The following is a 24,588-nucleotide window of genomic DNA, read 5'->3' as shown; positions in this document are numbered from 1 at the left end:
CCGGGTCCGCGCGTCCCGCCCCGCACCTCACGCGTGCGTACCGGTGCCGCCGGCGACCGGACGGGCCTCGTCGGAGGCGGACTTGACGCCCCGGTCCAGGAGCGAGTCCAGGATCTCCCCGACCCGTATCGCGGTGTTCGACAGCAGGGACGTCGTGATGCCGTGCGTGTGCTCCGTGCCGCCCTGGAGGTAGATGCCGCAGCGCAGTCCGGGGCCGGTGGAGACGCGGTAGTCGCGCTCGACCCGGACCCGGCCGGCGTCGTCGCGCAGGCAGTGGCCGGCGACCTCGCCGAGGAGGCCGAGCGGATCGGCGGGGCTGTAGCCGGTCGCGAACACCACGACGTCCGCGTCCAGGAGCGTCTCCTCTCCCGTGACGAGTGAGTTCACGGTCGTACGGACGCCGTCGGACGTCTCCTGGACCCCGGTGACCCGGGAGACGTTGAGGAACCGCAGCCGTTCGGTGCCGAGCACCTTCTCCTGGTACATCTGCCGGTACAGGTCGTCGATCAGGTCGATGTCCACCACGGAATAGTTGGTGTTGCCGTGGTAGGCCATCAGCCGGGTCTTGACGCTCTCAGGTGCGGCGAAGTAGTCGTCGACGGCTCCGGGGTCGAAGATCCGGTTGGCAAAGCTGCTGTCGTCGGCGGGGCTGTAGCCGTAGCGGGAGAAGACCGCGCAGACCTCGGCCCCGGGGAAGCGGCGGTGCAGGTAGGCGACGTTCTCGGCGGCGCTCTGCCCGGCGCCCACGACGACGAACCGCGAGGGCGAGGCGGCTTCGAGGCCGTCGACCTTGCGCAGCAGATCGGAGTTGTGCCAGACCCGCTCGCCGCGCTCCACACCCTCCGGCATGAGGGGGCGCAGCCCCGTTCCGACGACGAGGTTGCGGGCCCGGTGGACCGAGAGGCCCTGCGCCGAACGGACGGTCACGTCCAGGTACTCCACGACGCCGTCCTGGACCACGGGCGTGACGGAGACGACCTCGTGTCCGTAGGAGACCATGTCGTCGACCTTGGCCGCGGCCCACTCGAAGTAGTCGTGGAACTCGACCCGCAGCGGGAAGAGGTTCTTGTGGTTGATGAAGTCGATCAGCCGGCCCTTGCTCTGCAGGTAGCAGAGGAAGCTGTACTCGCTGGCCGGGTTCCGGAGCGTCACCAGGTCCTTGAGGAAGGACACCTGCATGGTGGCGTCGTCGATCAGCATGCCGCGGTGCCAGCCGAAGCTCTGCTGCTGCTCGAAGAAGTGAGCGGTGACCGACTCCTGCCTGCCGACGCGGGTGTTGTGTTCACTCAGCGCGATCGCCATCGCCACATTGGAGGGGCCGAAGCCGATGCCGATCAGGTCGTGGACCAGTGGTGCGTCGCCAGGAAGAACCTGTGACATGTCACTCCCATCGTGCGGGAAAGCCGCCTGTCAGGCGTAGGAAAGATGCGAGAGGCGGGCATGCCGAGCAGGCCACCCGACCAAACTTAGGTGAGCCTAAGCTAATCACATGACGTTGTCGATAGGTCAAACCGGCAACCGGTGCGGCGGTGGACCTGACGAAGCGTCAACGAGAGTCCGAAATCACCCTGTTGCAAACTAAGGTAAGCCTTGCTTTACTTACCGCCGGTCCATCCCTGCCCTGAGGAGGAACCCCATGCGGGTCGTCATGTTCGGTTACCAGACCTGGGGGCACCGCACCCTGCAAGCCCTCCTGGACTCCGAGCACAGTGTGGAACTGGTCGTGACGCACCCCAGGAGCGAGCACGCGTACGAGAAGATCTGGAGCGACTCGGTCGCCGATCTCGCCGAGGAGCACGGCGTCCCGGTGCTGATCCGCAACCGTCCCGACGACGAGCTGTTCGAGCGCCTCAAGGAAGCAGATCCGGACATCATCGTCGCCAACAACTGGCGCACCTGGATCCCGCCGCACATCTTCGGCCTCCCCCGCCACGGCACGCTGAACGTCCACGACTCGCTGCTGCCGAAGTACGCCGGCTTCTCCCCGCTGATCTGGGCCCTGATCAACGGCGAGTCCGAAGTGGGCGTCACCGCGCACATGATGGACGACGAGCTCGACGCCGGTGACATCGTCCGGCAGGAGGCCGTCGCGGTCGGACCGACGGACACCGCCACCGACCTCTTCCACAAGACCGTCGACCTCATCGCCCCGGTCACCATCGGAGCGCTCGGCCTCATCGCCGCCGGGCAGACGGAGTTCACCCAGCAGGACCGATCCAGGGCGAGCTTCTTCCACAAGCGCGCCGAAGAGGACATCCGCATCGACTGGACCTGGCCGGCCGAGGACCTCGAACGCCTGGTCCGCGCCCAGTCGGAGCCGTACCCCAGCGCCTTCACCTTCCACCGGGGCAAGCGGCTCGAAGTCCTCGCCTCGGTGGTGTCCCGGGGCCGCTACGGCGGCACGCCCGGACGCGTCTTCTATCGCGAGGGCGAGGGCGTGGTGATCGTCGCCGGAGCCGACGCGCGCACCGGCCGCAACCACGGCCTGGCCATCACCCGCGTACGGACCGAGGACGGCCGGGAGCTGCCCGCGACCGAGTACTTCACCACCATGGGCGGCTATCTGACCAACCGCCCCTGAGCGCAACGCGGTTGAAGCCACAGAACGCCGAGCGGGCCGACGGAGGAGATTCCGTCGGCCCGCCCGGGGTTGCTGTCCAGTTGCTGATGTGCTGTCAGAACGGCTTGGTGGGGAGGTACTTGCCGTCCAGGGTGATGACGGCGCGCTCGCCGCCCTCGGGGTCGGCGACCTTCTTCACGTCGAGCTTGAAGTTGATCGCGGAGATGATTCCGTCGCCGAACTGCTCGTGGACCAGGGCCTTGAGGGTGGTGCCGTAGACCTGGAGCATCTCGTAGAAGCGGTAGATGGTCGGGTCGGTGGGGATGCCGCCGGGGATCGAGCCGCGGGTCGGGATGGTCTGGAGCAGTGTGGCCGCGTCCTCGTCGAGGCCGAGGAGCTCGGCGACGGCCTCGGCGGAGGCGGTGGGGAGGGCGTGCTGGCCGAGGACCGCGGCGGTGACGAAGGCGACCGACAGCTCGGCGGCGTCCGCGATCTGCTGCCACGACAGGTCCTTGCGGACCTTGGCCTCGACGGCGGCGGCGGCGAGCAGCTGGCGGGCGGTGGGGTCGAACTGGGCGTGCACCATGGGGCGTTTCCTTTCGTGGTGCCGCTCGCCGAAGTGGGGGGCGGGAGCGGCGGGTACGGGGTGAGGAGTGATCCCGGATGCCGGTGGGGCGGCGGGGATCAGGTCTGTGGGGTTGGTGGTCAGGCCGCGAGGGCGGCGGGCCGGCCGGTGACGTCGAGTTCCTCGACGGTGCCGGTGGGGATGTCGTAGACCCAGCCGCGCAGCGTGACCGCGTCCGCGGCCCGCGCGCGGGCCACCGAGGGGTGGGTGGCCAGGTTCGCCAGCTGGGCGAGCACGTTCTCGCGGACCAGCGCGGCCACGTCCTGCTCGTCGGCGGCGGTGCGGGCGACCGAGGCGTCGGCGTGGCGCAGCCAGTCGGCGACCGCGGGTGCGCCGGAGAGGTCGTGGCGTGCGGCCAGGGCGGTCATCGCGCCGCAGGCCGAATGCCCGCACACCACGATCTCCCGCACGCCCAGGACGGCGACCGCGTACTCGATGCTGGCGGCGATGCCGTCCGGTGCGGAGGTGTAGGCGGGGACCAGGTTCCCGGCGGTGCGGATGACGAAGAGCTCGCCCGGCTCGCTGCTGGTGATCAGCTCCGGCACCACGCGGGCGTCCGAGCAGCTGATGAACAGTGTCGACGGCCGGTGGGTGTCGGCCAGGTGCGCGAAGAGCTCCGCCTTGGCCGGGAAGACATCGCGCTGGAAAGTCCCGACACCTTCGGCAAGGTTGTGCATGGTCACTCCTCTCGGTGGCTGCCGGCCCCGTTGGACTGACGTGATCCACCATGCACGACCAGCCCCTATAGAGTCCAAGACTCAATATCGATACCGCCGATCGATAACATCTATGACCCATGCGGGGTGCCGGGCGCCGTGCGTTTCCGTGTCGTTGCCGCCGCGCGTGCCGGGCGGGGTCAACCGATCGGTTGACCCGGGGGTCCTCCAGGCAGGAGCCGACGACGAGCCGCCGGGTCGACGGTCCGAGGCCCTACGCGGCCCCAGGATGGATCTCGGAGCCGGACGGCACAGGTCCTCCCGGTCTCCCCGCCCCGGGACCGCCCGGGCCCCGGACCCGAGCGATGACCGCAAAGGAACAGTCACCATGAAGCAGATCTCGAAGCGGACCCGCGTCCTGGCCACCGGCGTCACCCTCGCCGCGCTGGGTGCCGGTGCCTTCGGCGCGGTCTCGGCGAACGCCGCGCCGGCCGCCGCGCCCGCCGCCGCGGTCGCCAAGGCAGACGTGAAGAACAAGAACACGATGCGGACGACGCACCTGACGATCAAGGCCGCCACCGAGGCCGCCGAGGCCACCCTGGAGGCCGCGGAGAAGGAGAACCAGCGCGTCTCCGTCGCCGTCGTCGACCGCAACGGCAACACCATCGTCACCCTGCGCGGCGACGGCGCCGGCCCGCAGTCCTACGAGGCCGCGCAGAAGAAGGCGTTCACCGCCGTCTCCTGGAACGCCCCCACCTCCGAGCTCGCCAAGCGCCTGGCCAACGCCCCGACCCTGAAGGACATCCCCGGCACCCTCTTCCTCGCCGGTGGTGCCCCGGTCGCCGCCAAGGGTGCCCCGATCGCCGGCATCGGCGTGGCCGGCGCCCCGTCGGGCGACCTGGACGAGAAGTTCGCCCAGGCCGGCGTCGCCGAGCTCGCCAAGTAGCCATTGGCCATGCCGACGCCTCTGAGAGGTACGGCCGCCCTGACCCCGGCGGTGCGCGGAACCCCCCGTGCCGTGCACCGCCGGTCGCCCCTCTCCTCCGCCCGCGTCCGCGCGGCTTTGAGGGCGGGGATCGGGATCGCGGTGCGTACGACGATGACGACGACCCTGTCCGCGCTGCGCACCCGCACCCCCTGGAGCTCAAGGAGCACCACGATGAACGACCTCGACCGCGATCTGCTGCACGCCGCGGAGACGGGTGACGCCGACGCCGTGCGGACCGCGCTCACCGCGGGCGCCGCGGTGGAGGCCCGCGACGCCCACCGGCGCAGCCCCCTGCTGCTGGCCGCGCTCGCCGATCACGTGGCCGTCGCCGAGGCTCTGGTCGCCGCCGGTGCCGACCCGAACGCCCAGGACGACCGCCTCGACAGCCCCTGGCTGGTCACCGGCGTCACCGGCAGCGTCGCCATGATGCGCGCCCTGCTCCCGGCGGGCCCCGACCCGAAGGTGACGAACCGCTTCGGCGGCACCTCCCTCATCCCCGCGAGCGAGCGCGGCCACGTCGACTATGTCCGGGCCGTGCTCCGCGAGACCGACATCGACGTCGACCACGTCAACCGGCTCGGCTGGACCGCCCTGCTGGAGGCCGTCATCCTCGGCGACGGCGGGCCCGAGCACCAGGAGATCGTCGAGCTGCTGATCACCGCCGGCGCCACGGCGTACCTGCCGGACGGCGAGGGCGTCACCGCCCTGGAACACGCCGAGCGGCACGGCTTCACCGAGATCGCCGGTCTGCTGCGGGCCGTGCGGTAGGCGACTGCTCCGGGCGCGTCGGCGCTGTGCGAAGCACACAGCGCCGACGCCCTTCACACAGCGCGAGCGGGCCGGCCGGGGCTCCTGACCCGGTCGGCCCGCTCGTCGTCGTCGGCGCCCGTGGGCGCCGCGCCGGGATCAGCCGGCGGTGAGGACCCGCCAGTCGCGTACGCCGATGTCGGCGGGCGTGCCGTCGAGGATCCTGACGGTGCGCGTCGCGGGTTCGAGGGTGACGGTCGCGAGGCTGGCCCAGCGCCGGCCGAGCGACAGGTCCGGGTCGGGCAGGCAGGTCACCGGGGGTTCGCCCGCCCCGGTGACGAGGAAGCCGGCGAGCTCGTCGACCGTGGTCGGCGGCTGCCTGCGGGCGAGGCGGTCGCGGACGAAGTCGTAGCGCTCGCCCGAGTCGGGCTGGTAGAGCCAGGTCTTCTCGCCGGTGGCCGGCGTCGGCGTCAGGAAGTGGTTCGTCCGCAGGAGCGTACCGTTCTCGGGGCGCATCTCGAAGACGCCGACGGGGCTCATGTCGAGCAGCACGGCGTCGGTCTCGTCGAAGAGCGCGAACGATCCGGACGAGGCGAGCGGCGCGCTGCGGATGATCTCGACGGCCTCGGCGACGCTGCCGGCCTCTTCGAGGACGATCGCCGCGAGGACGTGGACGGGGATGCCGCCGATGCCGTCGTCGACATGGCCGAGGATGTTGAAGTGCAGGGCGAGACCGGCGCTGTTGACGCCCATCTTGCCGAGGATGCCGTTCTCGGTGAGGCCGACGACGTCATGGGTGCCGCCGCGCGACTCCAGCGTGTGCCACATGCCGTTGAGCTCGACGTGCCAGTCCCACGTCTGGACGCCGAAGGTCCGCACGGCACCGTCGTCGCCGGGGCTGCGGCGCACGATCGTGGTGCACTCCCCCGGCGGCACGGTGACGCTGCGGGCCAGGATCTCGGTGCGGGCGTTGAGCGCGGCAACGCGCCACTCCTCGGCGCCGGCCCCCTTGGCGATGCCCTCGATCTCGGCACGGGCCGCGGGCCGGAAGCTCCCGATCGCTTCGAGGGCGCGCTCGGCGTCCTCCCGTATCCGGGCGGTGGTGATGCCGCCGAGCGCGAAGAGCCGGTCGTACACCTCGATCGCGGCGGGGATGCCGTCGTGGAGCTGCTCGCCCCGGACGACGCCGCGCTCGTACGGGTCGGTGCCCGCGGCCGTGATGTGGGAACGGTTCTCTGGGCGGGGGATGGACATGGCGGTCACTGGTTTCCTTCTGTGCTGTTCGGGTGGAGCTGCACCGCTCCACCGACGACCGTCGCGAGGACGGGGTTGCCGGGCTGCGCGTCGGGGGCGAGGCCGAGCGGGTTCGCGGCGAAGACGGTGAGGTCGGCGAGGTGGCCCGGCGCGATCCGGCCGAGCTCGTGCGAGGCTCCGGCGGCGTGGGCGGCCGCTGCCGTCATGCCGGTGTAGGCCTCGCGGGCGGAGATCGCCTGGCCGGGCTGGACGGGTGCGGTGTCCGGCTCCTCGACCGGGCGTCGCAGCTGGCAGTCGGCGAGACCGATGCGCGGGTCGCCGGGGCCGATCGGCCAGTCGGAGCCGAGTGCCACGACGGCGCCGTGGTCCAGCAGGTCGCGGGTGCGCCAGCCGTGGGCGACGCGGTCGGGTCCGATCCGCCGCGACCAGTTGTCCGTGGCGTCGGCACGCGTGTGCCGGGTGCCGTGCACGGGCTGGAGGCTCGCCACGACGTCGAGCTCGGCGAACCGTCCGAGGAGGTCGTCGGGGACGGACTCGATGTGCTCGATGCGGTGGGGGGCGCGGCCGGCCGGGCCGACCTCCTCGATGACATCGAGCGCGAACCGCACGGCCTGGTCGCCGATGGCATGGGTCGCGGTCGGGATGCCGCGTTCGGTGAAGAACCGCATGGCGGCCCGGTAGGCGTCGAGGTCGCGCCAGAGCGGCTCGCGGTTCTCGCCGTGGGTGTCCGGCCGTTCGAACCACGCCGTGCCGTTGTCCGCCGTGCCGTCGAGCATGAACTTGGCACCCTCGACGTGCCAGCGCCGCCCCCGCAGGCCCTGCAGGCCGGCGAGGTCCTGCCACACCTCGGGGGCCGAGTCGGCCGGCACCAGCGGGGAGCAGCGGATGCGCAGCGGCAGCTCGCCGTCCTCCTCGATGTGCCGGTAGACGGCTTCGGAGGGGGCGGTGAAGTCGAGCGCGTGCAGCCCGGTCAGCCCACTGCGCGCGAGGGTGCGGAGCTGGTCGAGCACGTACCCGGCGGCGGTGTCCACCGGCACCTCGGGGTAGTGGGCGAACACCAGGTCCATCGCCTGGAGCTCGACCACGTACCCGGTCGGGCGGCCGTCCGGTCCGACCTCGACCGACGAGGCGTCGGTGAACGTCTCGCGGCCGGTCAGCCCGATGAGTTCGACCGCGCGGGGGCTCACCACGAGCGCGTGCGCGTCCCGCGTCATCAGCGAGATCGGCCGCCCGGGGAACGGGTCCGCGAACACTGTGCCGGTGGGGTCGCCGTCGAAGACGTTGACATCGAGGTCGAAGCCGGTGATCCAGCCGTCCGCCGGCCGCCCCCGAGCGGCGTCGGCCAGGCGGGCGAACACCTCGTCGAGCGTCGAGGCGCCGGAGAGGTCCACGCCGCTGCCGATCTCGATCGACCCCCACACCGGGTGGGCGTGGACGTCGGTGAGGCCCGGCAGGATCGTGGCGCCCGGGAACGCGTGGACGACCGTGCCGGGGCCGCGCACCGGTTCGAGGTCCGGGGCGGTGCCGATCGCGACGATACGGCCGTCGCGGATCGCGATCGCGTTCGCGGCCGCGGTCGCCCGCGGGTCGAAGGACTCCTCGGCGAGGGTCTCTACGTGGTCGGCCGTCACGATGACATCGGCGTACACGGGTTTCCTTCCGGTGGTGCTGTGCGCGGGGGCGGGGCGGCGGGGGCCGTCAGGGGCGGGGAACGGTCCGCAGGATGCGGGCGGTGCCCCAGTAGACGGCGGCGGCGACGGCCATGCCGGCCGGGATCGACAGGTCGACATCGCCCATGACCCGCGCGAGCGGGGCGGTCCAGAAGGTGGTGTTCACCCACATCAGGGAGACGGCGCCGCCGGTGACCAGCGCGAGGATGCCGGACCAGTGGACACCGCGGTGGTACCAGAACGGCCCGCCGCGTTCCTCTCCGACGAGGTCCGCCCCGTTGTAGCGGTTGCGCCGCATGACGAGGTCGGTCACGGCCACCGCCATGGCCGGTCCGGTCACGACGACCACGAGCTGGAGCATGGTGTTGACGCTCGTCAGGAAGTCCCGGACGAGGATCGCGTACAGCGTCATGGCCGTGCCGAGGATGCCGATGGTCAGGACGGCGGGGATGCGTGCGAGGCGGACGCCGACCGACTGGATGGAGAGGCTGGCGCTGTAGGCCGTCATGCCGTTGTTCGCCATGGTGTTGACGACCACCGCGATGACGAAGACGGGGACGAACCAGCCCGGCAGGATGCCCTCCAGCGCGGCCTGCGGGTCGGTCATGTCGAGCGTGGTGGCGGCCAGCGCGCCGACCGTGGTGAACAGGGCGCTGGGCACGTACGCGCCCAGCGCCGTCCAGCCGGCGACGGCGAACGGGCTGCTGTCGCGCGGCAGGTAGCGGGCCAGGTCGGGGCTGTTGCTGTACGAGAGCGGCGTGGAGGCGATGATCGCGAAGCCGATGGCGATCGTGGCGACCAGCGCACCGCCCTCGAGGGGCTCCGCCGGGGCGTAGGACCAGTCGGTCTCGGCGAGCACGTAGCCCGTGACCACGATGAACACGACGGTCAGCAGCACGCTGAGCGCGGTGTAGAGGCGGACGATCGTCGCGTATCCGTAGATGGCGATCAGCAGCGTCGCCGCGGCGATGAGGACGATGACGCCCGCGTGGACGGCCGCGTTGTCCGGCAGGCCCGTCCTGGCGGCCAGGCCGATGCCCGCGACCGACGCGGCCGACCAGTTGAGGGCGAGGTAGGCCGCGGCGATGAGCCAGCCGGTCAGGACGAGCACGAACTTGTTGCCGATGACGCCGTGGAACGCGCGTGAGATGACCGACCCACTGGTGCCGGCGGCCGGACCGGCGGCCGCGATGACGCCGGTACAGATCCAGAGCAGGTTCCCGGCCAGGATGATGCCGATGGCCTGCGGGAGCGTGAGCCCCATCAGGATCAGCGTGCCGCCGACGACGAGGCTCAGATAGCTGACGTTCGGCGCTGCCCAGACCGCGAAGAGCTGCCGTGGGCGACCGCCGCGCTCGTCGGCGGGGATCAGGTCGATCCCGCGGGTCTCCAGCTGCCCCGAGCGCTCGGAGCCTTGCCCTTCGAGGGCTCCTGCGGCGGTGGTGGGTTGTGTCGTCATCGAGGCCTCTCGGATGTCCAGGCGACGCTGCCTTTATTGGGCACATGGCCAACAACTTATTGGTCACCGATCCAATAGCCTTTGGTCCATGACGTCAAGACTTCGGCCGAAGCAATCCAGGAAACTGCCCGAGCAGCGCCGCGCGGAGATCCTGCGGACCGCCGCCCGCATCGGTCTGGAGGAAGGGCTGGAGCGGGTCACGCTGCGCCGCGTCGCCGACACCCTGGGCGTCCGGCCCGGCCTGATCGGCCACTACTTCCCGGTCGCCGACCATCTCCTGGGCGAGGCGTTCGCCTTCGCCGCCATGTCGGAACGCGGGTCGCTGCTGCCGTCGGACGAGGAGGACCTGCCGCCCGTGGACCGGCTGGCGCGCTTCCTCGTCCGCCTGACGGACGGCGACTACCGCGACCTGAGCCGCCTGTGGCTCAACGCGCGGCACCTCAGCAGGTTCAAGGACGCGCTGCGCGAGGCGGTGAGCGCGCAGGAGTCGCAGACACGCGAGGAGCTGGTCGCGCTGGTCGGCATGGGCGTCCGGGCCGGAGAGTTCACGACCGACGACACGGTCAAGGCGGCCCTGCACATCCTCATCACCGTCGACGGACTGGGGGCGTACGCGAACGACGACGCGCCGCAGGACGGCCCGGACTACGGCGACGTGGCCATCGAGACGGCCGAGGCCCGGCTCGGCCTGGCACCGGGGACGCTGCGCGCCCGCGCACGACCGGCCGGGACGGCCGCCGCCGGGTGACGCGGGCTCCCGGCACGGCGTGCCGGGGCAGGGCCCGGGGTCAGGGGGTCGCCGCGGAGACCACGTACACGACGGGGTTCATCGGGTCGGTCATGTTCACCATGATGTCCTGGGTGGGGCGCGGGTCCTTGTTGGTGTGCCTGGTGCCCGCCCACTCGGTCCCGGAGTCGAACTCCCAGCCCGAGACCTTCCGGTCGCGTTCGCCGATGGTCACCTTGCCGGGCTCCAGGTCGGAGCGCCCGCTGCCCATCCGGCCGAGGAAGCGGTCGAGCCCGGCGGACGTGGTGCGGAACTCCACGTACAGCCGGCTGGCCTTCCAGTTGTTGGTCTCGTAGTACTGCACGTCCAGGGAGTTCCCGGGCATCGGCAGCTCGAAGATCCGGCGCTGCATCCGGGACGGCCAGCCCTCCCGGAGCCCCTGCGCGGAAGCCTCGGCCTCCTTGTTCTGGCCGGCGCGGCGGCTCTGCCCGGCCGAGATCAGCAGATAGCCGGCCGGGATGCCGATGAGCAGCACGATGATGGTCGCCGTGATCAGCCTGCGGCGGATCATCCGGCGCCGGTCCTGCGGAGGCCGGCCGTCGTCGGGCGGCGTGGACTGACGCGGCAGGACGGGGTGCTCGGCTGCGGTCATGTGTCTGGGCATCCCTAGGTCGTGTCGTCGATCTGCCGTCTGCCGCGCACCGCCTGGCACGCACGCTCGCGGCGTTGCCGAAATGCCCTGGTAGCTCCGCTACGAGACCATTCCGGCGTCTTGCGATCGTACGCGCCGGCCGGCGCTCGGCCGCCCTCCGGGCGACGACGGCAGATCGACGACGCGCCCTAGGAGGTGCGGGTGTTGCGGGTATTACGGATGGTGCTCGCGGCCTGGTCGTAGATCTGGGCGTACCGCTCGTACCGCTCGACCCGGCGGCGGTTGGTACGGCGGAACCTGCGGGCCACCAGCCGCGCGAGGTCCGCGGCGCCGACCATACCCGCCTCCGGGCCGAGCTGGGCCTTGGCGATCCGTGCCTCGGGCCGGTAGCCGCGGCCGGTGAGATGGCGTTTGAAGGCGTCCCTGGCGGGGCCGATGAGCAGGTCGTCGGCGGCGCTGACACCGCCTCCGATGACGAAGCAGGAGGGGTCGAGCGCGGCGGCCAGATTGGCGATGCCGACGCCGAGCCACTGGCCGATGTCCTGGAGCAGCTCGACGCACATCGCGTCGCCCTCACGGGCCAGTTCGGTGATGAGGGGGCCGGTGATGTCGGGGATGTTGCCCTTGACCCGCTCGATGATCTGGTGCGCCACCGGGGAGTCCGCGGCGGCCAGCTCCTTGGCCTCGCGCACCAGGGCGTTGCCCGAGCTGTACTGCTCCCAGCAGCCGCGGTTCCCGCAGGGGCAGCGGTGCCCGCCGGGCACCACCTGCATGTGGCCGAACTCACCGGCGACGCCGTACTTGCCGCGCTTGACCTGACCGTCCTCCAGGATCGCGCCGCCGATGCCGGTACCGAGCGTGATCATGACGAGGTGGTCCTCGCCGCGCCCCGCGCCGAAGCGCCACTCCGCCCAGGCGGCGGTGTTGGCGTCGTTGTCGACCATGACGGGGACGACGAGGCGGGAGGCGAGGGCGTCGCGCAGCGGTTCGTCGCGCCAGGCGAGGTGCGGGGCGAAGAGCACCTTGGAGCGGTCCGCGTCGACCCAGCCGGCCGCGCCGATGCCGACGGCGTGCACATCGTGCCGGTCGGAGAGGTCAAGGACCAGGTCGACGATGGTGTCCTCGACGACCTTGGGGCTCTTGGACTTGTCCGGCGTCTCGGTGCGCAGCTGCTCCAGGATGTTGCCGTCGGCGTCGACGACGCCCGCCATCACCTTCGTACCGCCGATGTCGATACCGACGGTGGGTACCCGCGGTGCCGTGAGGTGCGAGCGCCGCTCCCGGGTGCCCACGGTCCGCAGGACGGTGGCGCGGGCGGAGCCGCGGTGCGTGAAGTCGCGGTACGTGCTCATCGTCCCTGCGGGGTTGGGGGAGCCGGGGGCGGTGCTCCCGGCGGCGGACTGCGCCCGTCGGGCTCGATTCTGCCACTGCCGGGGCACCGGGGCTGGCGGACCGGTGGGTACGGTGCCGCTGCCGGAGAGGTCCTACTCGTGCTTGCCGTGAGCCGGGTGACCGCCGAGATGGGTCGGTGCGGGGGCCCGTTCCAGCTCGTGGCTGAGCTCCTCCAGCTCGCTGCCGCCCGCCATCTGGCGGGTCAGCTCGTCCAGAGTGATCGACGCCTTGGTGTGGCTGCCGGACATGGCGCCCCGCTTCAGCAGGACGAAACGGTCCCCGACGAGATACGCGTGGTGCGGGTTGTGCGTGATGAGGACCACGCCGAGACCGGCGTCGCGGGCGGCCGCGACGTACTTCAGCACGACCCCGGACTGCTTGACGCCGAGCGCGGCGGTGGGCTCGTCCAGGACGAGGACCTTGGCGCCGAAGTAGACGGCCCGCGCGATGGCGACGCACTGGCGCTCACCGCCGGACAGGGTGCCGATCGGCTGGTCCACGTCGCGCAGGTCGATCCCCATGCGCAGCAGCTCGGAGCGGGTCGTCTCGCGCATCAGCCGCACGTCGAGGCGCTTGAAGGGGCCGGCGCCGGTGGTCGGCTCGGAGCCGAGGAAGAAGTTGCGCCAGACCGGCATCAGGGGGACGACGGCCAGGTCCTGGTAGACCGTGGCGATGCCGCGGTCCAGGGCGTCGCGCGGGTTGGCGAGGGTGGTCTCCTCGCCCTCGATGAGGAAGGACCCGGCGTCGTGCCGGTGCAGCCCCGCGATGATCTTGATCAGGGTGGACTTGCCGGCGCCGTTGTCGCCGAGCACGCAGGAGATCTCGCCCGCGTGGACCTCCAGCGAGACGTCCGTCAGGGCCTTGATGTTGCCGTAGAACTTGCTGACGTGGTCCAGCTCGACGAGCGCCCGGTGGGGCGCCTCCTGGTCGGCCGGTGCCTTGGGGGCCGTCATTTCGTCGCCTCCGCGCGCTTGCGTACCCATGCGTTGAGCAGGGTGGCCAGGAGCAGCATGGCTCCGAGGAAGAACTTGAACCAGTCCGGGTTCCACTCCGCGTACACGATGCCCTTGCTGGTCATGCCGAAGATGAAGGCACCGACCGCGGAGCCGATCGCGGAACCGTAGCCGCCGGTGATCAGACAGCCGCCGATGACGGCCGCGATGATGTAGATCAGCTCGTTGCCGACGCCCTCGCCGGACTGCACCACGTCGAAGGAGAACAGCAGGTGCTGGCCGGAGACCCAGGCGGCGAAGGCCACCCCGAGGTAGAGGCCGATCTTGGTGCGGATCACCGGGACGCCGACCGCGCGGGCCGCGTCGGCCTCGCCGCCCACCGCGAAGATCCAGTTGCCGAAGCGGGTACGGAGCAGGATCCAGGTGGCGACGGCGACGAGTACCGCCCACCACAGGATGGTGACCTTGAACTCGACGCCGCCGATGGTCCACTGCGAGGCGAAGACCTTGCGGGCCGAGTCGAAGCCCTCCATGTCACCGATGGACTTGGTGGACACGGTCCCGCTGATCAGCTTGGTGAAGCCCAGATTGAGGCCGGTCAGCATCAGGAACGTACCGAGCGTGATGATGAAGCTCGGCAGTTTGGTGCGGGTCAGCATGAAGCCGTTGAACGCCCCGATGGCCAGGGTGACCAGCAGCGACACGAGGACGCCGACCCAGACGTTGGCCGTCATCTGGTAGCTGAACATCGACGAGATCAGCGCGGAGCTGGTGACCAGCACACCGGCGGAGAGGTCGAACTCGCCGCCGATCATCAGCAGCGCCACCGGCGCGGCCATGATCCCGATCGTCGAGGCCGCGTACAGCACGGTGCCCAGGCTGGAGGCGCGCAGGAAGCTGTCGGCGACGATCGAGAAGAAGATGAAGACGGCCGCGGCACCGACCACCGAGCCGAGCTCGGGGCGGCCGAGCAGCCTGCGCAGCGGTGAGGTGCGCAGCAGCCGCTCGTCGGTCCCGGCCGGGGCGGACGGTCCGGCGGTCGTGCTCATCGGGTCCCCCGCTTCGTGTACTGGGCGAGTTCGGCGGCGTCCTCGGCGGTGATGATCTGCGGTCCGGTGAGGACCGGGCGTCCGCCGCCGAGGACATTGCCGTTGTACCGGTAGAGCCAGAGCAGGTCGACCGCCTCGTACCCCTGGAGGTAGGGCTGCTGGTCGACGGCGAAGCCGAGGGTCTTGTCCTGAAGGGCCGTGGCGACCTTGGCGTTCAGGTCGAAGGTGTCGATCTCGGCCTTGCTGCCCGCGGTCCTCTTGGCCTTGACGGCGGCGTCCGCGAACGGCGCGCCGAGGGTGACGACCGCGTCGATGTCCTTGTCGGCCTGGAGCTTCGCCTCGATGGACGCCTGGACGTCGGGCATGTTGGTGCCCTCGACGTAGAGGTTCTGCAGCTGCCCGTCGAAGGTCTTCTTCGCTCCGGCGCAGCGCTGCTCGTGGCCGACGTTGCCCTGCTCGTGCAGGATGCAGAGCGCCTTCTTGCGGCCCCGCGCGTTGAGCTCCTCGCCGACCGCCTCGCCCGCGATGGACTCGTCCTGGCCGATGTGGGTGAGCGCGCCGAACCGCTTGGACTCCGCGGAGCCCGAGTTCACCGTGATCACCGGGATTCCGGCCTTGGTGGCCTTGGTCACCACGTCCTTCATCGCGTCGGGCTTGGCGAGGGTGACGATCAGCCCGTCGACCTTCTGGTCGATGGCTGCCTGCACCAGCTGGGCCTGCTGCTGCGCCTCGTCGTTGTGCGAGTACAGGAACTTGATGTTGTCCTTGACGGCCGCCTGCTCGGCGCCCCGCTGGACGATGTCCCAGAAGGTGTCGCCGTCTCCCGAGTGGGTGACCATCGCGAAGGTCCAACGGGGTGTGTCCACCGCGGCCCGGCCCTCGGCGGCGGCCCGGGCCGCGCGCTCCTCCGCCCGCTTGCCGCCGGTGCTGCTGCATCCCACGAGGGAAGCCCCGAGCACCGCCGCAAGCACGGCGCCCATCGCACGTACCCCTGTCCGAACCCTTGCCACGACGCCGTGCCCTTCTTGTGCTGCTCGCTGTGCTGCTTGGAGTGGCCGGCGATGGCGCACACCCGGCCCGGCTGGCCAAGTATCCCCGAGCGGCGGACGGCACCGCCCGGCAGGGGCGGGACGCGTGTGTCGGCGCCGGGTGGGCGACGCGGGGCCCGGGAGGTTCACCGGGTGCCGCGCGCGGTGTACTTCTCCAGCTGCGGCACGTCCTTCGCGGTGACGATCGCCGGGCCGGTGAGCACCGGCTTTCCGCCGCCGACGACGTTGCCGTTGGTCCGGTTCAGCCAGAGTTCGTCGACGGCGAGGTACCCCTGGAGGTAGGGCTGCTGATCGACGGCGAAGCCGACCTCGTCGGCCTTCAGCCGGGTGACGACCTCGGCGTTCAGATCGAAGGTGTCGATCTCGGCCGCGCTGCCGGAGCCGTCCTTGGCCTTGACGGAGGCGGCGGCGAAGGGGGCGCCGAGGGTGACGACCGCGTCGATGTCCTTGTCGGCCTGGAGCTTCGCCTCGATCGACGAGGTGGCGGCCGGCATGTTGGTGCCCTCGACGTTCAGGTTCTCGACCTCGCCGCCGAAGGTCTTGCGCACCCCGGCGCAGCGCTCCTCCAGCGACACGTTGCCCTGCTCGTGGATGACGCAGAGGGCCTTCTTGCGGCCCCGTGCGTCGAGCTCGTCGCCGACCGCCTCGCCGGCGACCTTCTCGTCCTGCCCGATGTGCCCGAGCGCGCCGATCTCCTTCGAGAACTGCGCGCCCGAGTTGATGGTCACCACGGGTATGCCGGCCTGCACGGCCTTGGCGACGACGTCCTTGACGGCTTCGGGTTTGGCGAGGGTGACGATCAGCCCGTCGACCTTCTGGTCGATGGCGGCCTGCACCAGCTGGGCCTGTTCCTTGCCCTCCTTGTTCGCCGAGTAGAGGAATTCGGCGTTGTCCTTGGCCGCCGCCTGTTTCGCGCCGCTCTGCACGATGTCCCAGAAGGTGTCGCCCTCCCCCGAGTGCGTGACCATCGCGATCTTCATCCGGGGTGTACCGGCGGCCGCGCCGCCGTTCGTGCCCGCGGGCTTCTCCTCGGCGCTCCGGCCGCCGGAGCCGCTGCAGCCGGAGACGGCGATGCCGATCCCGAGGGCCGCGACGGTGATCAGGGTTGCTGCCTTGCGAGAGGTACGCATGGTGGGTCCGCCTTCTCTCCCGGCCGCCCGAGTGCGGCTGGAGGAGTTCTAGCGGTGGGCGTACGGGACGTCAACGGGGCAGGGGGCGGCCGTCGTCACCGTACGAGCAGCTGGAAGTCGAAGGTGTAGCGGGACGCCCGGTAGATGTGGGAGCCGAATTCGACCGCCCGTCCGGTGTCGTCGAAGGTGACGCGCTCCATCGTCAGCAGGGCGGCCCCCTCCGCCTCGCCGAGCCCGGCCGCCTCCCCGGCGGTGGCGAGCCGGGCGCCGACGGTCTGGCGGGCGCTGTGCAGGGTGATGCCGGCGCCGCGCATCAGCCGGTACAGGCCGGTGGCCTCCAGCCGCGCGGTGTCCAGGTCGACGATCCCGGGCGGCAGGTGGTTGCGCAGGAGCGCCAACGGCTCGCCGTGCGCGTACCGCAGCCGCTCGACGAGGTGTACGTCGCTGCCCTCGGCGACCGCCAAGGCCTCGGCCACCGCCGCGTCCGCGGGTTCGACGGTGTTGCGCAGGACACGGGTCGTGGGGTGCCCGCCCGCGGCCTCCAGGTCGTCGTAGAGGCTGCTCAGTTCGAGCGGGCGCCGGACCCTGCTGTGCACGACCTGGGTGCCGACGCCGCGACGGCGCACCATCAGCCCCTTGTCGACCAGCGACTGGATGGCCTGGCGGACCGTGGGCCGGGACAGGCCGAGCCGTGCCGCGAGCTCGATCTCGTTGCCGAGGAGGCTGCCGGGGGCGAGCCTGCCCTGCTCGATGGCGGCCTCCAGCTGCTGGGCGAGCTGGAAGTAGAGCGGGATCGGGCTGGAGCGGTCCACGCCGAGTTCGAGCGCGGCCGGGTCGGTGGTGGGTTTGGGCACACGCGTGAGGGTAGCCCCCACGTCAGAACCTCCGGAAGTCCGGTCGTCCTGTTGTCCGGACAGCAGGACCAACGAACAAGGAGCAGCTTGTCCTGACATATGGTTGACAGCGCAGCCGGCGGGCGGCACGTTGGGTCCATGCGCATCGGACTCATCGGCACCGGCCGGATCGGTTCCTTCCACGCGGGCGTGCTGGCCCGCCATCCCGACGTGGACGCCCTGGTGGTGACGGACACCGACGGGGCGCGGGCGGCCGAGGTCGCGCACCGCACCGGCGCGACGGCGGTCCCGGGCGCCGACGAGGTGTTCGGCGCGGGGGTGGACGCCGTGGTGATCGCCTCGGCCACCTCGGCGCACGCGGAGCTGATCGGCCGGGCGGCGCGGGCCGGGCTCCCGGCGTTCTGCGAGAAGCCGATCGCCCTGGACCTGCCGGGGACCCGGGCCGCACTGCGCGAGGTCGACCGGGCCGGGAGCGTGCTCCAACTGGGCTTCATGCGCAGGTTCGACGCGGGGTACCGGGCGGCCCGCGCCGCCGTGCGGGCCGGTGCGCTGGGCCGGCTGCACACCGTGCGGGCGGTGACGATGGACCCCGCCCCGCCGCCCGCCGCGTATCTCCCGCTCTCCGGGGGGCTGTACCGGGACTGTCTGGTCCATGACTTCGACATGCTGCGGTGGGTGACGGGCCGTGAGGTGACGGAGGTGTACGCCACCGGGTCGGACGCCGGGCCCGGGATGTTCCGGGCTGCGGGCGACGTGGACACGGCGGCCGTCCTGCTGACCCTCGACGACTCCACCCTGGCCACGGCGGCGGCCACCCGCTGCAACGGCGCCGGCTACGACGTACGGATGGAACTGGCGGGCGAGCTGGACCAGATCACGGTCGGCCTGGACGACCGCACCCCGGTCACCTCGGCGGAACCGCAGGGCCCCCCGGCCCCTTCCTCGCCGTGGCCCGGTTTCCTGGAGCGGTTCGCGCCTGCGTACGAGGCCGAACTGGACGCGTTCGTACGGGTGGTGCGGGGCGAGCGGCCCAATCCGTGCGACGGCCGGGAGGCGTGGTTCGCGCTGCTGATCGCGGAGGCGTGCGAGGTGTCCCGCCGGGAACGGCGCCCCGTGACGATCGCGGAGATCTCCGAGATCGCCGACGGCGCGGCGCGGCCCGCCCCCTGAGGCCCCGGGTTCAGGAGGACGGGGCGGCCGACAGCACGGTCCCCTGCGCGACCGCGCAGAGCGTCCGCTCCCCGTCCTGACCCGCCGCGAACAGCTCGCAGCGGACCACCGCCTGGCGGCGGCCGGTGTGCACCACTTCGGCGTCGGCGACGAGTGTGCTGCCGGTGGCGGGCCGGACGTACTGGATGGAGAAGCCGCCGGTCAGCACGGCCGGGCCGAGCGTCGTGCCGGCGGCGAAGGTGATCGCGTTGTCGGCCGCGTAGGCCAGGACCCCGCCGTGCAGAAAGCCGTTCTGCTGCTGGAGTTCGGGGCGGATGTCCACTTCGAGGGTGGCGGCACCGTCCCCGAAGGCGGTGATCCGCGCCCCCACGAGAGTGCTGAACGGCTGGCTGTCGAGCACCTTCCGCGCCAGCTCCAGATCGAGTCCGTTCATTTCGGGGCTCCTTGTCTCACCAGCGGACGGGCAGGCCGCGCACCCCGCGGATCAGCATCCCGGGGATCCACTCCCACTCCTCTGCCCCCGCGTCCGGCGCGAGGGAGGGGCAGCGCTCCAGCAGTGTACGGATCGCGATCCGGCCCTCCATGCGGGCCAGCGGAGCACCGAGGCAGAAGTGGGCGCCGTGCCCGAAGGCCAGATGGCCCCGGGCGTCGCGGCGGATGTCGAAGGTGTCCGGTTCCGGGTAGCGGCCGCGGTCCCGGTCGGCGCCCGCCAGGGACACCAGGACCGGGGCGCCCGCCGGGATCGTCCGCCGCCCGATCTCGACCTGCTCGCGCGGATAGCGGAACGTGGCGTTCTCCACCGCCCCGTCGTAGCGCAGCATCTCCTCGACCGCACCGCCGATCAGCTCCGGGTCCGCGCGGAGGGCGGCCAGTTGGGCGGGGTGGTCGAGCAGGGCCCGTACCCCGTTGGCGATCAGGTTGACCGTGGTCTCGTGGCCCGCGACGAGCAGCAGGAAGGCCATGCCCACGAGTTCGTCGGGCGACAGCGTGTCCCCTTCGTCGTCGCGCGCCCGGACCAGGGCACTCATCAGGTCGTCGCCGGGCGAGCACCGCTTGTCCTCGATGAGTTCGCTCAGGTACTCGTTCATGGCGCGCACCGCTTCGATCCCCTGGAGCGGCGAGGCGGGGGTGATGACACCGTTGGAGAGTCCGCGGAACGCCTCGCGGTCCAGGTCCGGCACACCGATCAGCTCGCAGATGACGGTCATCGGCAGCGGGAAGGCGAGCGCGTCGACGAGATCCGCGCGCCCGGCGGGCACCATCGCGTCGAGGAGCCCGTCGGTGATCTCCTGGACGCGGGGGCGCAGCGCCTCGACCCGGCGGGCGGTGAACTCCCGGGCGACGAGCTTGCGCAGCCGGGTGTGGTGGGGCGCGTCCAGCTCCAGCATGTTGAGGAAGATGGGGTCGCTCTCGGCGGGTGCGCCAGGCAGGCCCCGCCAGTCCTTGGCGAACCGGGGGTCGGCGAGGGTGGCACGGGCCTCGTCGTACCCCACCACGAGCCAGACGCGCTCGAACTCGTCGGTGCGGACGGTGTGCACCGGCCCGGCGACGCGCAGCTTCTCGTAGTACGGATAGGGGTTCGCGGTGAAGTCCGCGAGCCCGCTCAGATCGACATCGACCTCGGCACGGCCACTGGCATCCGACATGGGATCGCCCCTCCCGTTCTGACGGCCGGGCCGTGTCCGTGAGGTCCCGTCGTACGCCCGGAGAACCAGGCGGGACTCCACGGACACGGCCCAGGGTTCTTCGTTTGGATCAGGCCGGTTCACCCTATGCCGTCGGCTCCGTGCCGTCATCGTCGAGCAGTCCGGCGTCGTGCACCAACAGCGCGATCTGGACACGGTTGTTGAAGCCGAACTTGGCCAGGATCCGGGACACCTGTGTCTTCACGGTCGCCACGCTGAGGTAGAGCGTCGCGGCGATCTCGGCGTTGGATCGGCCTCGGGCGACGGCGATCGCGACCTCGCGTTCCCGCTCGGCGAGCGACGCGATCCGTGCCCGTGCCCGGTCGGCGCGGTCCGCCCGCTCGTCGTGGCCGGAACGGGGCCCGGTCCCGGCCGCGCGGGCCATGAGCTGACGTGTCACCGCGGGCGACAGCACCGGATCGCCGGCCGCCACCCGCCGTACCGCGTCGACGATCTGCGCCGGCGGGGTGTCCTTCAGTACGAAACCGGCCGCTCCGGCGCGGATCGCCCGCAGCACCTGTTCGTCGGCGTGGAACGTCGTCAGGACGATGATCTGCGGGGCGCCGGGGCGGCTGCGCAGCGCCTCGGTCGCGGTCAGCCCGTCCATGCCCGGCATCCTGATGTCCATCAGCACCACGTCGGGGCGCAGCCGGCCGACGAGTTCCTCGACCTCGGTGCCGTCCGTCCCCTCCCCCACGATCCTGATGTCGTCGGCGCCGCCGAGCATGAGGGCGAGTCCGGCCCGTACGAGCGGGTCGTCGTCGACGACGATCAGCCGGACGGGCTGCGCCGAGGGGGCCATCGGGGTCGGAGTGGTCATGGGGACCACCGTAGTTGGGCCCGGACACCGGCCGTGCCGGGGACCGGGGTGCTGCGCGGGGGTCAGGCCGGCCATGGCAGCGAGGCGCTGATCCGGAATCCGCCGTCCGGTCGTGGTCCGTGGTCGAGGCTGCCCCCGGCCAGGGTGGCGCGTTCCGTGAGGCCGATGAGTCCCTGGCCGGAGCCGGGGACCCGCTCGAAGGGTTCGGTGGGTGCCGGATTGCGCACCTCCACCCTGAGCCCTTCGCCCGGGGCTCCGGCGACCGTGACGGTGACCTCGGTGCCGGGTGCGTGCTTGCGGGCGTTGGTCAGGCCCTCCTGGGCGATGCGGTAGACGGTGCGGCCGGTGGCGGCGGGGGCGGCGCCGGGGTCGTCGACGCGATTGTCGAAGGTGACCTTCATGCCGGCCAGCCGGGACTCGGCGATCAGCGAGTCCAGCGTGGCGAGGGTGGGCTGCGGCCGGTCGCCGTCGCTCTCGCCGGGGCTGCGCAGGACTCCGATGATCTCGCGGAGGTCCTGGAGCGCTTCGTGCGCGCTGTCCCGGATGACCCCGGCCGCGCGGGCCACCTCGGCCTTCGGGGCATCGGGGCGGAATTCGAGGGCTCCGGCGTGGACGCTGAGCAGCGTCAGCCGGTGGGCGAGGACGTCGTGCATCTCGCGGGCGATGGCCTCGCGGGCCAGCCGCTGCGCCTGTTCGGCGCGGAGTTCCGCCTCGGTCTCGGCCCGGTGGGCCCGCTCGCGCAGGGTGACGACGAGCTGTCGCCTGGACCGTACGGCCATGCCCCAGCTGATCACCAGCAGGGGCAGCAGCACCCCGATGACCGTGGCCTCCACGAACGAGGTGCCCGGGTCGGGACGCAGATACGGCTGTACGGGGGCGAGCGCCAGGGTGAGCGCCCCGACGGCCGCCACGGGCCGGAACGGGCGGTGCACGGCCATCCCGAACAGCGCGACGAGCATGGCCCCCGCCGCGACCGGCTCGACCGTGGCGACCAGGACCAGGCCCACCGCGATGCCCAGCGGCCACCGCCGCCGCACCCACAGGGCGCAGCAGGCCAGGCCGCCGATCACGATGTCGGCGAACAGGACGCCGTCCGGGGTGGTGGGGTCGGCCTCGATCGTCGCGACCGTGAGCATGCCGACCAGGACCGCGCAGAGGAAGGCGGTGAGGTCGACGGCCCAGTCCCGCACGGTGCGTCGCGCGCGGCCTCGCCGGTCGCCGGGCAGCTCGGGGTCGGCCATCGCCGAGGGCAGCAGCCAGCGGTATTCCGTACGCGTCATCCCACAAAACTACCCAGGTGGGACGGGTGGTCCCGGCCGTTCGGGCGTGCCGGGCGACCAAAGTCGCGAAGGACGAGACTTTCGGACGGGCGGCGCTGCGGCGATGGCCGCCGACCGGCTCAGGGGGCGGCCGGAGCGACCGCGCGGCGGCCCCAGGCGGTGCCGGCCAGGACGAGCACCGCGCCCACCGCGCCGAGGACGCCGAGCCGCTCGCCGCCGATCGCGATGCCCACGGCGGCGGCCCACAGGGGTTCGGTGCCGAGCAGCAGGCTGACCCGGGACGGCGAGGTGCGGCGCACCGACCACATCTGCACGAAGAAGGCGAAGAGCGTGCAGAAGACGGAGAGGAAGAGCAGCCCGCCCCATTCCCGGACGCCGAATCCCGCGGCCACCGTCCACGGCGCCTCCCCGGTGCCGGGCACGGCAGCGAGCAGGGCGAAGACGGCGACCGCGCTGCCGAGCTGGACCGTGGTGAGCGACAGCGAGTCGGCGCCCTGCACCGATTTGATGCGGGCCATCAGCAGTACGTGCACGGTGCGGGCGAGGGCGGCCACCAGCATCAGCAGATCGCCGGCGGAGGGGCTGGTGAATCCGCCGCCCTGGGTCAGCAGTACCACTCCGGCGACCGAGAGCGCCGCGGCGGCGAGAAAGGCCCTGGGCGGACGGACACGTGTCACGGCGGCCTCGGCGAGCGGGGTGAAGATCATCGTGAGGCTGATGATGAGCCCCGCGTTGGTCGCCGAGGTGTGCACGACGCCGTACGTCTCCACGAGGAAGATCCCGCTGAGGACGAGCCCGAGCAGACCGGCTCCCCGCCACTGCGCCGCGCCGAGCGCCCGCAGTCTGCGCCGGCCGGCCACGGCCAGCACGGGCAGTACGACGGCGAACCGCAGCACGAGCACGGCCAGGACCGTCTGGGCGGTGGTGATGCCCTTGGCCGCCAGGTAGCTCGAACCCCAGACGACGGCGACGAGCAGCACGGGCAGATCGGTGAGCCAGGCCCGGCGGGACGGGGCGAGGGTGGGCACGGCGATCGAGGACACCTGGCGGTTTCTCCTGGTTCTCCACGGCGGGGACGATGTGGAGACGTCGACGGCTCACACGCGGAACGATCACCGTACCGGCGTCGCCCCGTCCACGACAGCCCTCTCAGTCGTCGAGCGGGAAGGTGCCGAACCGTGCCCGGCCCGTGGGCCGGTAGGTGTGGATCGAGATTCCGCTCGGGGTCTCACGCGCCTCGGTCCGCTCGAAGGCGGTGGGCTGCCCGCCCTCCGGGAAGAGCCGGCCTCCTCGGCCCAGCACCACCGGGAAGAACAGCAGGTTGTACTCGTCGATCAGGTCGTGCGCCATGAGGGAACGGGCGAGTGCGCCGCTGCCGTGGATCTGGAGCTCGCCGCCCTCCGTGCGCTCCTTGAGGCGGGCGACCTCCTCGGCGACGTCCGTGGAGATGACCGTCGTGTTGTGCCACCCGGGCTGGTCCAGGGTGGTCGAGACGACGTACTTGGGAAGGGCGTTGAGGCTGCTCGCGACCACGTTCGCGGGGTTGGTCACCTTGGGCCAGTACGCGGCGAAGATGTCGTACGTGCGGCGGCCCAGGAGGAAGGCGGCCGAGCGGCCGAACAGTTCGTCGATGAAGCGCATCATGCCCTCGTCCCCGAACGGCACGGTCCAGCCGCCGTACTCGAACCCGCCGCCGCGGTCCTCGTCGCGCCCGCCCGGCGCCTGCATGACGCCGTCGAGCGACAGGAAGGTGGTGAGAGTCAGCTTGGCCATGGTCCTTCTCCTGTGTTCCGGTCCACCGATGCTGTTTCTCCTCCGACTCCGCCGGCACCCGGAACTCATCGGTCGGGCCATGGACGGCGGTCACC

At 71.6% G+C, this 24,588-nt stretch carries 24 protein-coding genes; 5 read left to right on the top strand and 19 right to left on the bottom strand.

Translation table 11 applies throughout. The features are described from left to right. Positions 1-27: 27 nt before the first annotated feature. A complete protein-coding gene (locus ACFYY1_RS17875; protein WP_388586110.1) occupies positions 28-1,380 on the bottom strand; it encodes a lysine N(6)-hydroxylase/L-ornithine N(5)-oxygenase family protein in 1,353 nt (450 codons plus the stop codon). A gap of 256 nt (positions 1,381-1,636) precedes the next feature. On the opposite strand from ACFYY1_RS17875, the gene ACFYY1_RS17870 reads away from it, so the two are divergent. Continuing rightward, on the top strand, positions 1,637-2,581 hold the full coding sequence (locus ACFYY1_RS17870; protein WP_388586108.1) for a methionyl-tRNA formyltransferase: 945 nt from the start codon (positions 1,637-1,639) through the stop codon (positions 2,579-2,581). 94 nt (positions 2,582-2,675) lie between these two features. Here the strand turns inward: ACFYY1_RS17870 and cynS are convergent, their stop codons facing one another. Continuing rightward, on the bottom strand, positions 2,676-3,146 hold the full coding sequence (gene cynS / locus ACFYY1_RS17865) for a cyanase (protein WP_388586107.1): 471 nt from the start codon (positions 3,144-3,146) through the stop codon (positions 2,676-2,678). A 119-nt stretch (positions 3,147-3,265) separates the two neighbouring features. Beyond that, entirely contained in the window at positions 3,266-3,862 is a 597-nt protein-coding gene (locus ACFYY1_RS17860; RefSeq protein WP_388586106.1) for a carbonic anhydrase, read from the bottom strand. A 367-nt stretch (positions 3,863-4,229) separates the two neighbouring features. Here ACFYY1_RS17860 and ACFYY1_RS17855 point away from each other — a divergent pair, with 367 nt between their 5' ends. Continuing rightward, entirely contained in the window at positions 4,230-4,787 is a 558-nt protein-coding gene (locus ACFYY1_RS17855) for a heme-binding protein (protein ID WP_388586104.1), read from the top strand. 213 nt (positions 4,788-5,000) lie between these two features. Beyond that, complete coding sequence (locus ACFYY1_RS17850; RefSeq protein ID WP_388586282.1) at positions 5,001-5,597, top strand: ankyrin repeat domain-containing protein; 597 nt, start codon at positions 5,001-5,003, stop codon at positions 5,595-5,597. A gap of 138 nt (positions 5,598-5,735) precedes the next feature. Here ACFYY1_RS17850 and ACFYY1_RS17845 read toward each other — a convergent pair whose 3' ends face one another. Genes ACFYY1_RS17845 through ACFYY1_RS17835 form a run of 3 tightly spaced genes read right to left on the bottom strand, consistent with a single transcriptional unit; the run spans position 5,736 to position 9,959 of the window. Then, positions 5,736-6,830 (bottom strand): C45 family autoproteolytic acyltransferase/hydolase, encoded by a 1,095-nt coding sequence (locus tag ACFYY1_RS17845; protein ID WP_388586102.1) that lies wholly within the window; start codon positions 6,828-6,830, stop codon positions 5,736-5,738. Positions 6,831-6,835: 5 nt separating this feature from the next. Beyond that, a complete protein-coding gene (locus tag ACFYY1_RS17840) occupies positions 6,836-8,479 on the bottom strand; it encodes an amidohydrolase (protein WP_388586100.1) in 1,644 nt (547 codons plus the stop codon). A 49-nt stretch (positions 8,480-8,528) separates the two neighbouring features. Further along, positions 8,529-9,959 carry a purine-cytosine permease family protein gene (locus ACFYY1_RS17835; RefSeq protein WP_388586098.1) on the bottom strand — a complete coding sequence of 477 codons (1,431 nt, stop codon included), beginning with the start codon at positions 9,957-9,959 and terminating at the stop codon, positions 8,529-8,531. Positions 9,960-10,047: 88 nt separating this feature from the next. Between ACFYY1_RS17835 and ACFYY1_RS17830 the strand changes: the two genes are divergently transcribed. Next, positions 10,048-10,707 (top strand): TetR/AcrR family transcriptional regulator, encoded by a 660-nt coding sequence (locus ACFYY1_RS17830; RefSeq protein ID WP_388586095.1) that lies wholly within the window; start codon positions 10,048-10,050, stop codon positions 10,705-10,707. Positions 10,708-10,747: 40 nt separating this feature from the next. On the opposite strand, the gene ACFYY1_RS17825 is transcribed toward ACFYY1_RS17830, so the two are convergent. From ACFYY1_RS17825 to ACFYY1_RS17795, 7 genes are all read right to left on the bottom strand, one after another. Then, entirely contained in the window at positions 10,748-11,338 is a 591-nt protein-coding gene (locus tag ACFYY1_RS17825) for a hypothetical protein (protein ID WP_388586094.1), read from the bottom strand. 188 nt (positions 11,339-11,526) lie between these two features. Continuing rightward, the gene (locus tag ACFYY1_RS17820) at positions 11,527-12,690 is read right to left on the bottom strand and encodes an ROK family glucokinase (protein ID WP_388586092.1); all 1,164 of its coding nucleotides are present in this window, start codon (positions 12,688-12,690) and stop codon (positions 11,527-11,529) included. 132 nt (positions 12,691-12,822) lie between these two features. Further along, the gene (locus ACFYY1_RS17815; RefSeq protein WP_266728628.1) at positions 12,823-13,683 is read right to left on the bottom strand and encodes an ATP-binding cassette domain-containing protein; all 861 of its coding nucleotides are present in this window, start codon (positions 13,681-13,683) and stop codon (positions 12,823-12,825) included. Then, on the bottom strand, positions 13,680-14,732 hold the full coding sequence (locus ACFYY1_RS17810; protein ID WP_388586090.1) for an ABC transporter permease: 1,053 nt from the start codon (positions 14,730-14,732) through the stop codon (positions 13,680-13,682). The genes ACFYY1_RS17815 and ACFYY1_RS17810 overlap by 4 nt, the downstream gene beginning before the upstream one ends. After that, positions 14,729-15,712 (bottom strand): sugar ABC transporter substrate-binding protein, encoded by a 984-nt coding sequence (locus ACFYY1_RS17805; protein WP_388586089.1) that lies wholly within the window; start codon positions 15,710-15,712, stop codon positions 14,729-14,731. The genes ACFYY1_RS17810 and ACFYY1_RS17805 overlap by 4 nt, the downstream gene beginning before the upstream one ends. A 194-nt stretch (positions 15,713-15,906) precedes the next feature. After that, a complete protein-coding gene (locus ACFYY1_RS17800; RefSeq protein ID WP_388586087.1) occupies positions 15,907-16,911 on the bottom strand; it encodes a sugar ABC transporter substrate-binding protein in 1,005 nt (334 codons plus the stop codon). Positions 16,912-17,006: 95 nt separating this feature from the next. After that, a complete protein-coding gene (locus ACFYY1_RS17795) occupies positions 17,007-17,765 on the bottom strand; it encodes a GntR family transcriptional regulator (RefSeq protein WP_388586084.1) in 759 nt (252 codons plus the stop codon). Between the two features lie 138 nt (positions 17,766-17,903). Here ACFYY1_RS17795 and ACFYY1_RS17790 point away from each other — a divergent pair, with 138 nt between their 5' ends. Further along, on the top strand, positions 17,904-18,935 hold the full coding sequence (locus ACFYY1_RS17790) for a Gfo/Idh/MocA family oxidoreductase (protein ID WP_388586082.1): 1,032 nt from the start codon (positions 17,904-17,906) through the stop codon (positions 18,933-18,935). A 10-nt stretch (positions 18,936-18,945) separates the two neighbouring features. Here ACFYY1_RS17790 and ACFYY1_RS17785 read toward each other — a convergent pair whose 3' ends face one another. From ACFYY1_RS17785 to ACFYY1_RS17760, 6 genes are all read right to left on the bottom strand, one after another. Continuing rightward, positions 18,946-19,368: a PaaI family thioesterase gene (locus ACFYY1_RS17785; RefSeq protein ID WP_388586080.1), complete on the bottom strand. Its 423-nt coding sequence runs from the start codon at positions 19,366-19,368 to the stop codon at positions 18,946-18,948. Between the two features lie 16 nt (positions 19,369-19,384). Further along, positions 19,385-20,581 (bottom strand): cytochrome P450, encoded by a 1,197-nt coding sequence (locus ACFYY1_RS17780; protein ID WP_388586078.1) that lies wholly within the window; start codon positions 20,579-20,581, stop codon positions 19,385-19,387. A gap of 124 nt (positions 20,582-20,705) precedes the next feature. Further along, entirely contained in the window at positions 20,706-21,440 is a 735-nt protein-coding gene (locus ACFYY1_RS17775; RefSeq protein WP_388586076.1) for a response regulator, read from the bottom strand. A gap of 62 nt (positions 21,441-21,502) precedes the next feature. Continuing rightward, positions 21,503-22,720 (bottom strand): sensor histidine kinase, encoded by a 1,218-nt coding sequence (locus ACFYY1_RS17770; RefSeq protein WP_388586074.1) that lies wholly within the window; start codon positions 22,718-22,720, stop codon positions 21,503-21,505. Between the two features lie 119 nt (positions 22,721-22,839). Beyond that, on the bottom strand, positions 22,840-23,763 hold the full coding sequence (locus tag ACFYY1_RS17765; RefSeq protein ID WP_388586071.1) for a DMT family transporter: 924 nt from the start codon (positions 23,761-23,763) through the stop codon (positions 22,840-22,842). Between the two features lie 106 nt (positions 23,764-23,869). Continuing rightward, on the bottom strand, positions 23,870-24,493 hold the full coding sequence (locus ACFYY1_RS17760) for a dihydrofolate reductase family protein (RefSeq protein ID WP_388586068.1): 624 nt from the start codon (positions 24,491-24,493) through the stop codon (positions 23,870-23,872). Between the last annotated feature and the right edge of the window lie 95 nt (positions 24,494-24,588).

Source organism: Streptomyces sp. NPDC001890 (assembly GCF_042891445.1).
Lineage (GTDB): Bacteria > Actinomycetota > Actinomycetes > Streptomycetales > Streptomycetaceae > Streptomyces.
Note: the sequence above shows the minus strand (reverse complement) of the source record. Positions and strands in the feature narration are given on the sequence as shown.

What these genes read in the sequence shown, in the direction of transcription:
- ACFYY1_RS17835 (WP_388586098.1), bottom strand. Translation starts at nt 9,959, where the DNA reads ATGACGACACAACCCACCACCGCCGCAGGAGCCCTCGAAGGGCAAGGC.
- ACFYY1_RS17825 (WP_388586094.1), bottom strand. Translation starts at nt 11,338, where the DNA reads ATGACCGCAGCCGAGCACCCCGTCCTGCCGCGTCAGTCCACGCCGCCC.
- ACFYY1_RS17770 (WP_388586074.1), bottom strand. Translation starts at nt 22,720, where the DNA reads ATGACGCGTACGGAATACCGCTGGCTGCTGCCCTCGGCGATGGCCGAC.
- ACFYY1_RS17785 (WP_388586080.1), bottom strand. Translation starts at nt 19,368, where the DNA reads ATGAACGGACTCGATCTGGAGCTGGCGCGGAAGGTGCTCGACAGCCAG.
- ACFYY1_RS17860 (WP_388586106.1), bottom strand. Translation starts at nt 3,862, where the DNA reads ATGCACAACCTTGCCGAAGGTGTCGGGACTTTCCAGCGCGATGTCTTC.
- ACFYY1_RS17760 (WP_388586068.1), bottom strand. Translation starts at nt 24,493, where the DNA reads ATGGCCAAGCTGACTCTCACCACCTTCCTGTCGCTCGACGGCGTCATG.
- ACFYY1_RS17800 (WP_388586087.1), bottom strand. Translation starts at nt 16,911, where the DNA reads ATGCGTACCTCTCGCAAGGCAGCAACCCTGATCACCGTCGCGGCCCTC.
- ACFYY1_RS17810 (WP_388586090.1), bottom strand. Translation starts at nt 14,732, where the DNA reads ATGAGCACGACCGCCGGACCGTCCGCCCCGGCCGGGACCGACGAGCGG.
- ACFYY1_RS17830 (WP_388586095.1), top strand. Translation starts at nt 10,048, where the DNA reads ATGACGTCAAGACTTCGGCCGAAGCAATCCAGGAAACTGCCCGAGCAG.
- ACFYY1_RS17855 (WP_388586104.1), top strand. Translation starts at nt 4,230, where the DNA reads ATGAAGCAGATCTCGAAGCGGACCCGCGTCCTGGCCACCGGCGTCACC.
- ACFYY1_RS17775 (WP_388586076.1), bottom strand. Translation starts at nt 21,440, where the DNA reads ATGACCACTCCGACCCCGATGGCCCCCTCGGCGCAGCCCGTCCGGCTG.
- ACFYY1_RS17845 (WP_388586102.1), bottom strand. Translation starts at nt 6,830, where the DNA reads ATGTCCATCCCCCGCCCAGAGAACCGTTCCCACATCACGGCCGCGGGC.
- ACFYY1_RS17850 (WP_388586282.1), top strand. Translation starts at nt 5,001, where the DNA reads ATGAACGACCTCGACCGCGATCTGCTGCACGCCGCGGAGACGGGTGAC.
- cynS (WP_388586107.1), bottom strand. Translation starts at nt 3,146, where the DNA reads ATGGTGCACGCCCAGTTCGACCCCACCGCCCGCCAGCTGCTCGCCGCC.
- ACFYY1_RS17820 (WP_388586092.1), bottom strand. Translation starts at nt 12,690, where the DNA reads ATGAGCACGTACCGCGACTTCACGCACCGCGGCTCCGCCCGCGCCACC.
- ACFYY1_RS17780 (WP_388586078.1), bottom strand. Translation starts at nt 20,581, where the DNA reads ATGTCGGATGCCAGTGGCCGTGCCGAGGTCGATGTCGATCTGAGCGGG.
- ACFYY1_RS17815 (WP_266728628.1), bottom strand. Translation starts at nt 13,683, where the DNA reads ATGACGGCCCCCAAGGCACCGGCCGACCAGGAGGCGCCCCACCGGGCG.
- ACFYY1_RS17870 (WP_388586108.1), top strand. Translation starts at nt 1,637, where the DNA reads ATGCGGGTCGTCATGTTCGGTTACCAGACCTGGGGGCACCGCACCCTG.
- ACFYY1_RS17790 (WP_388586082.1), top strand. Translation starts at nt 17,904, where the DNA reads ATGCGCATCGGACTCATCGGCACCGGCCGGATCGGTTCCTTCCACGCG.
- ACFYY1_RS17875 (WP_388586110.1), bottom strand. Translation starts at nt 1,380, where the DNA reads ATGTCACAGGTTCTTCCTGGCGACGCACCACTGGTCCACGACCTGATC.
- ACFYY1_RS17805 (WP_388586089.1), bottom strand. Translation starts at nt 15,712, where the DNA reads ATGGGCGCCGTGCTTGCGGCGGTGCTCGGGGCTTCCCTCGTGGGATGC.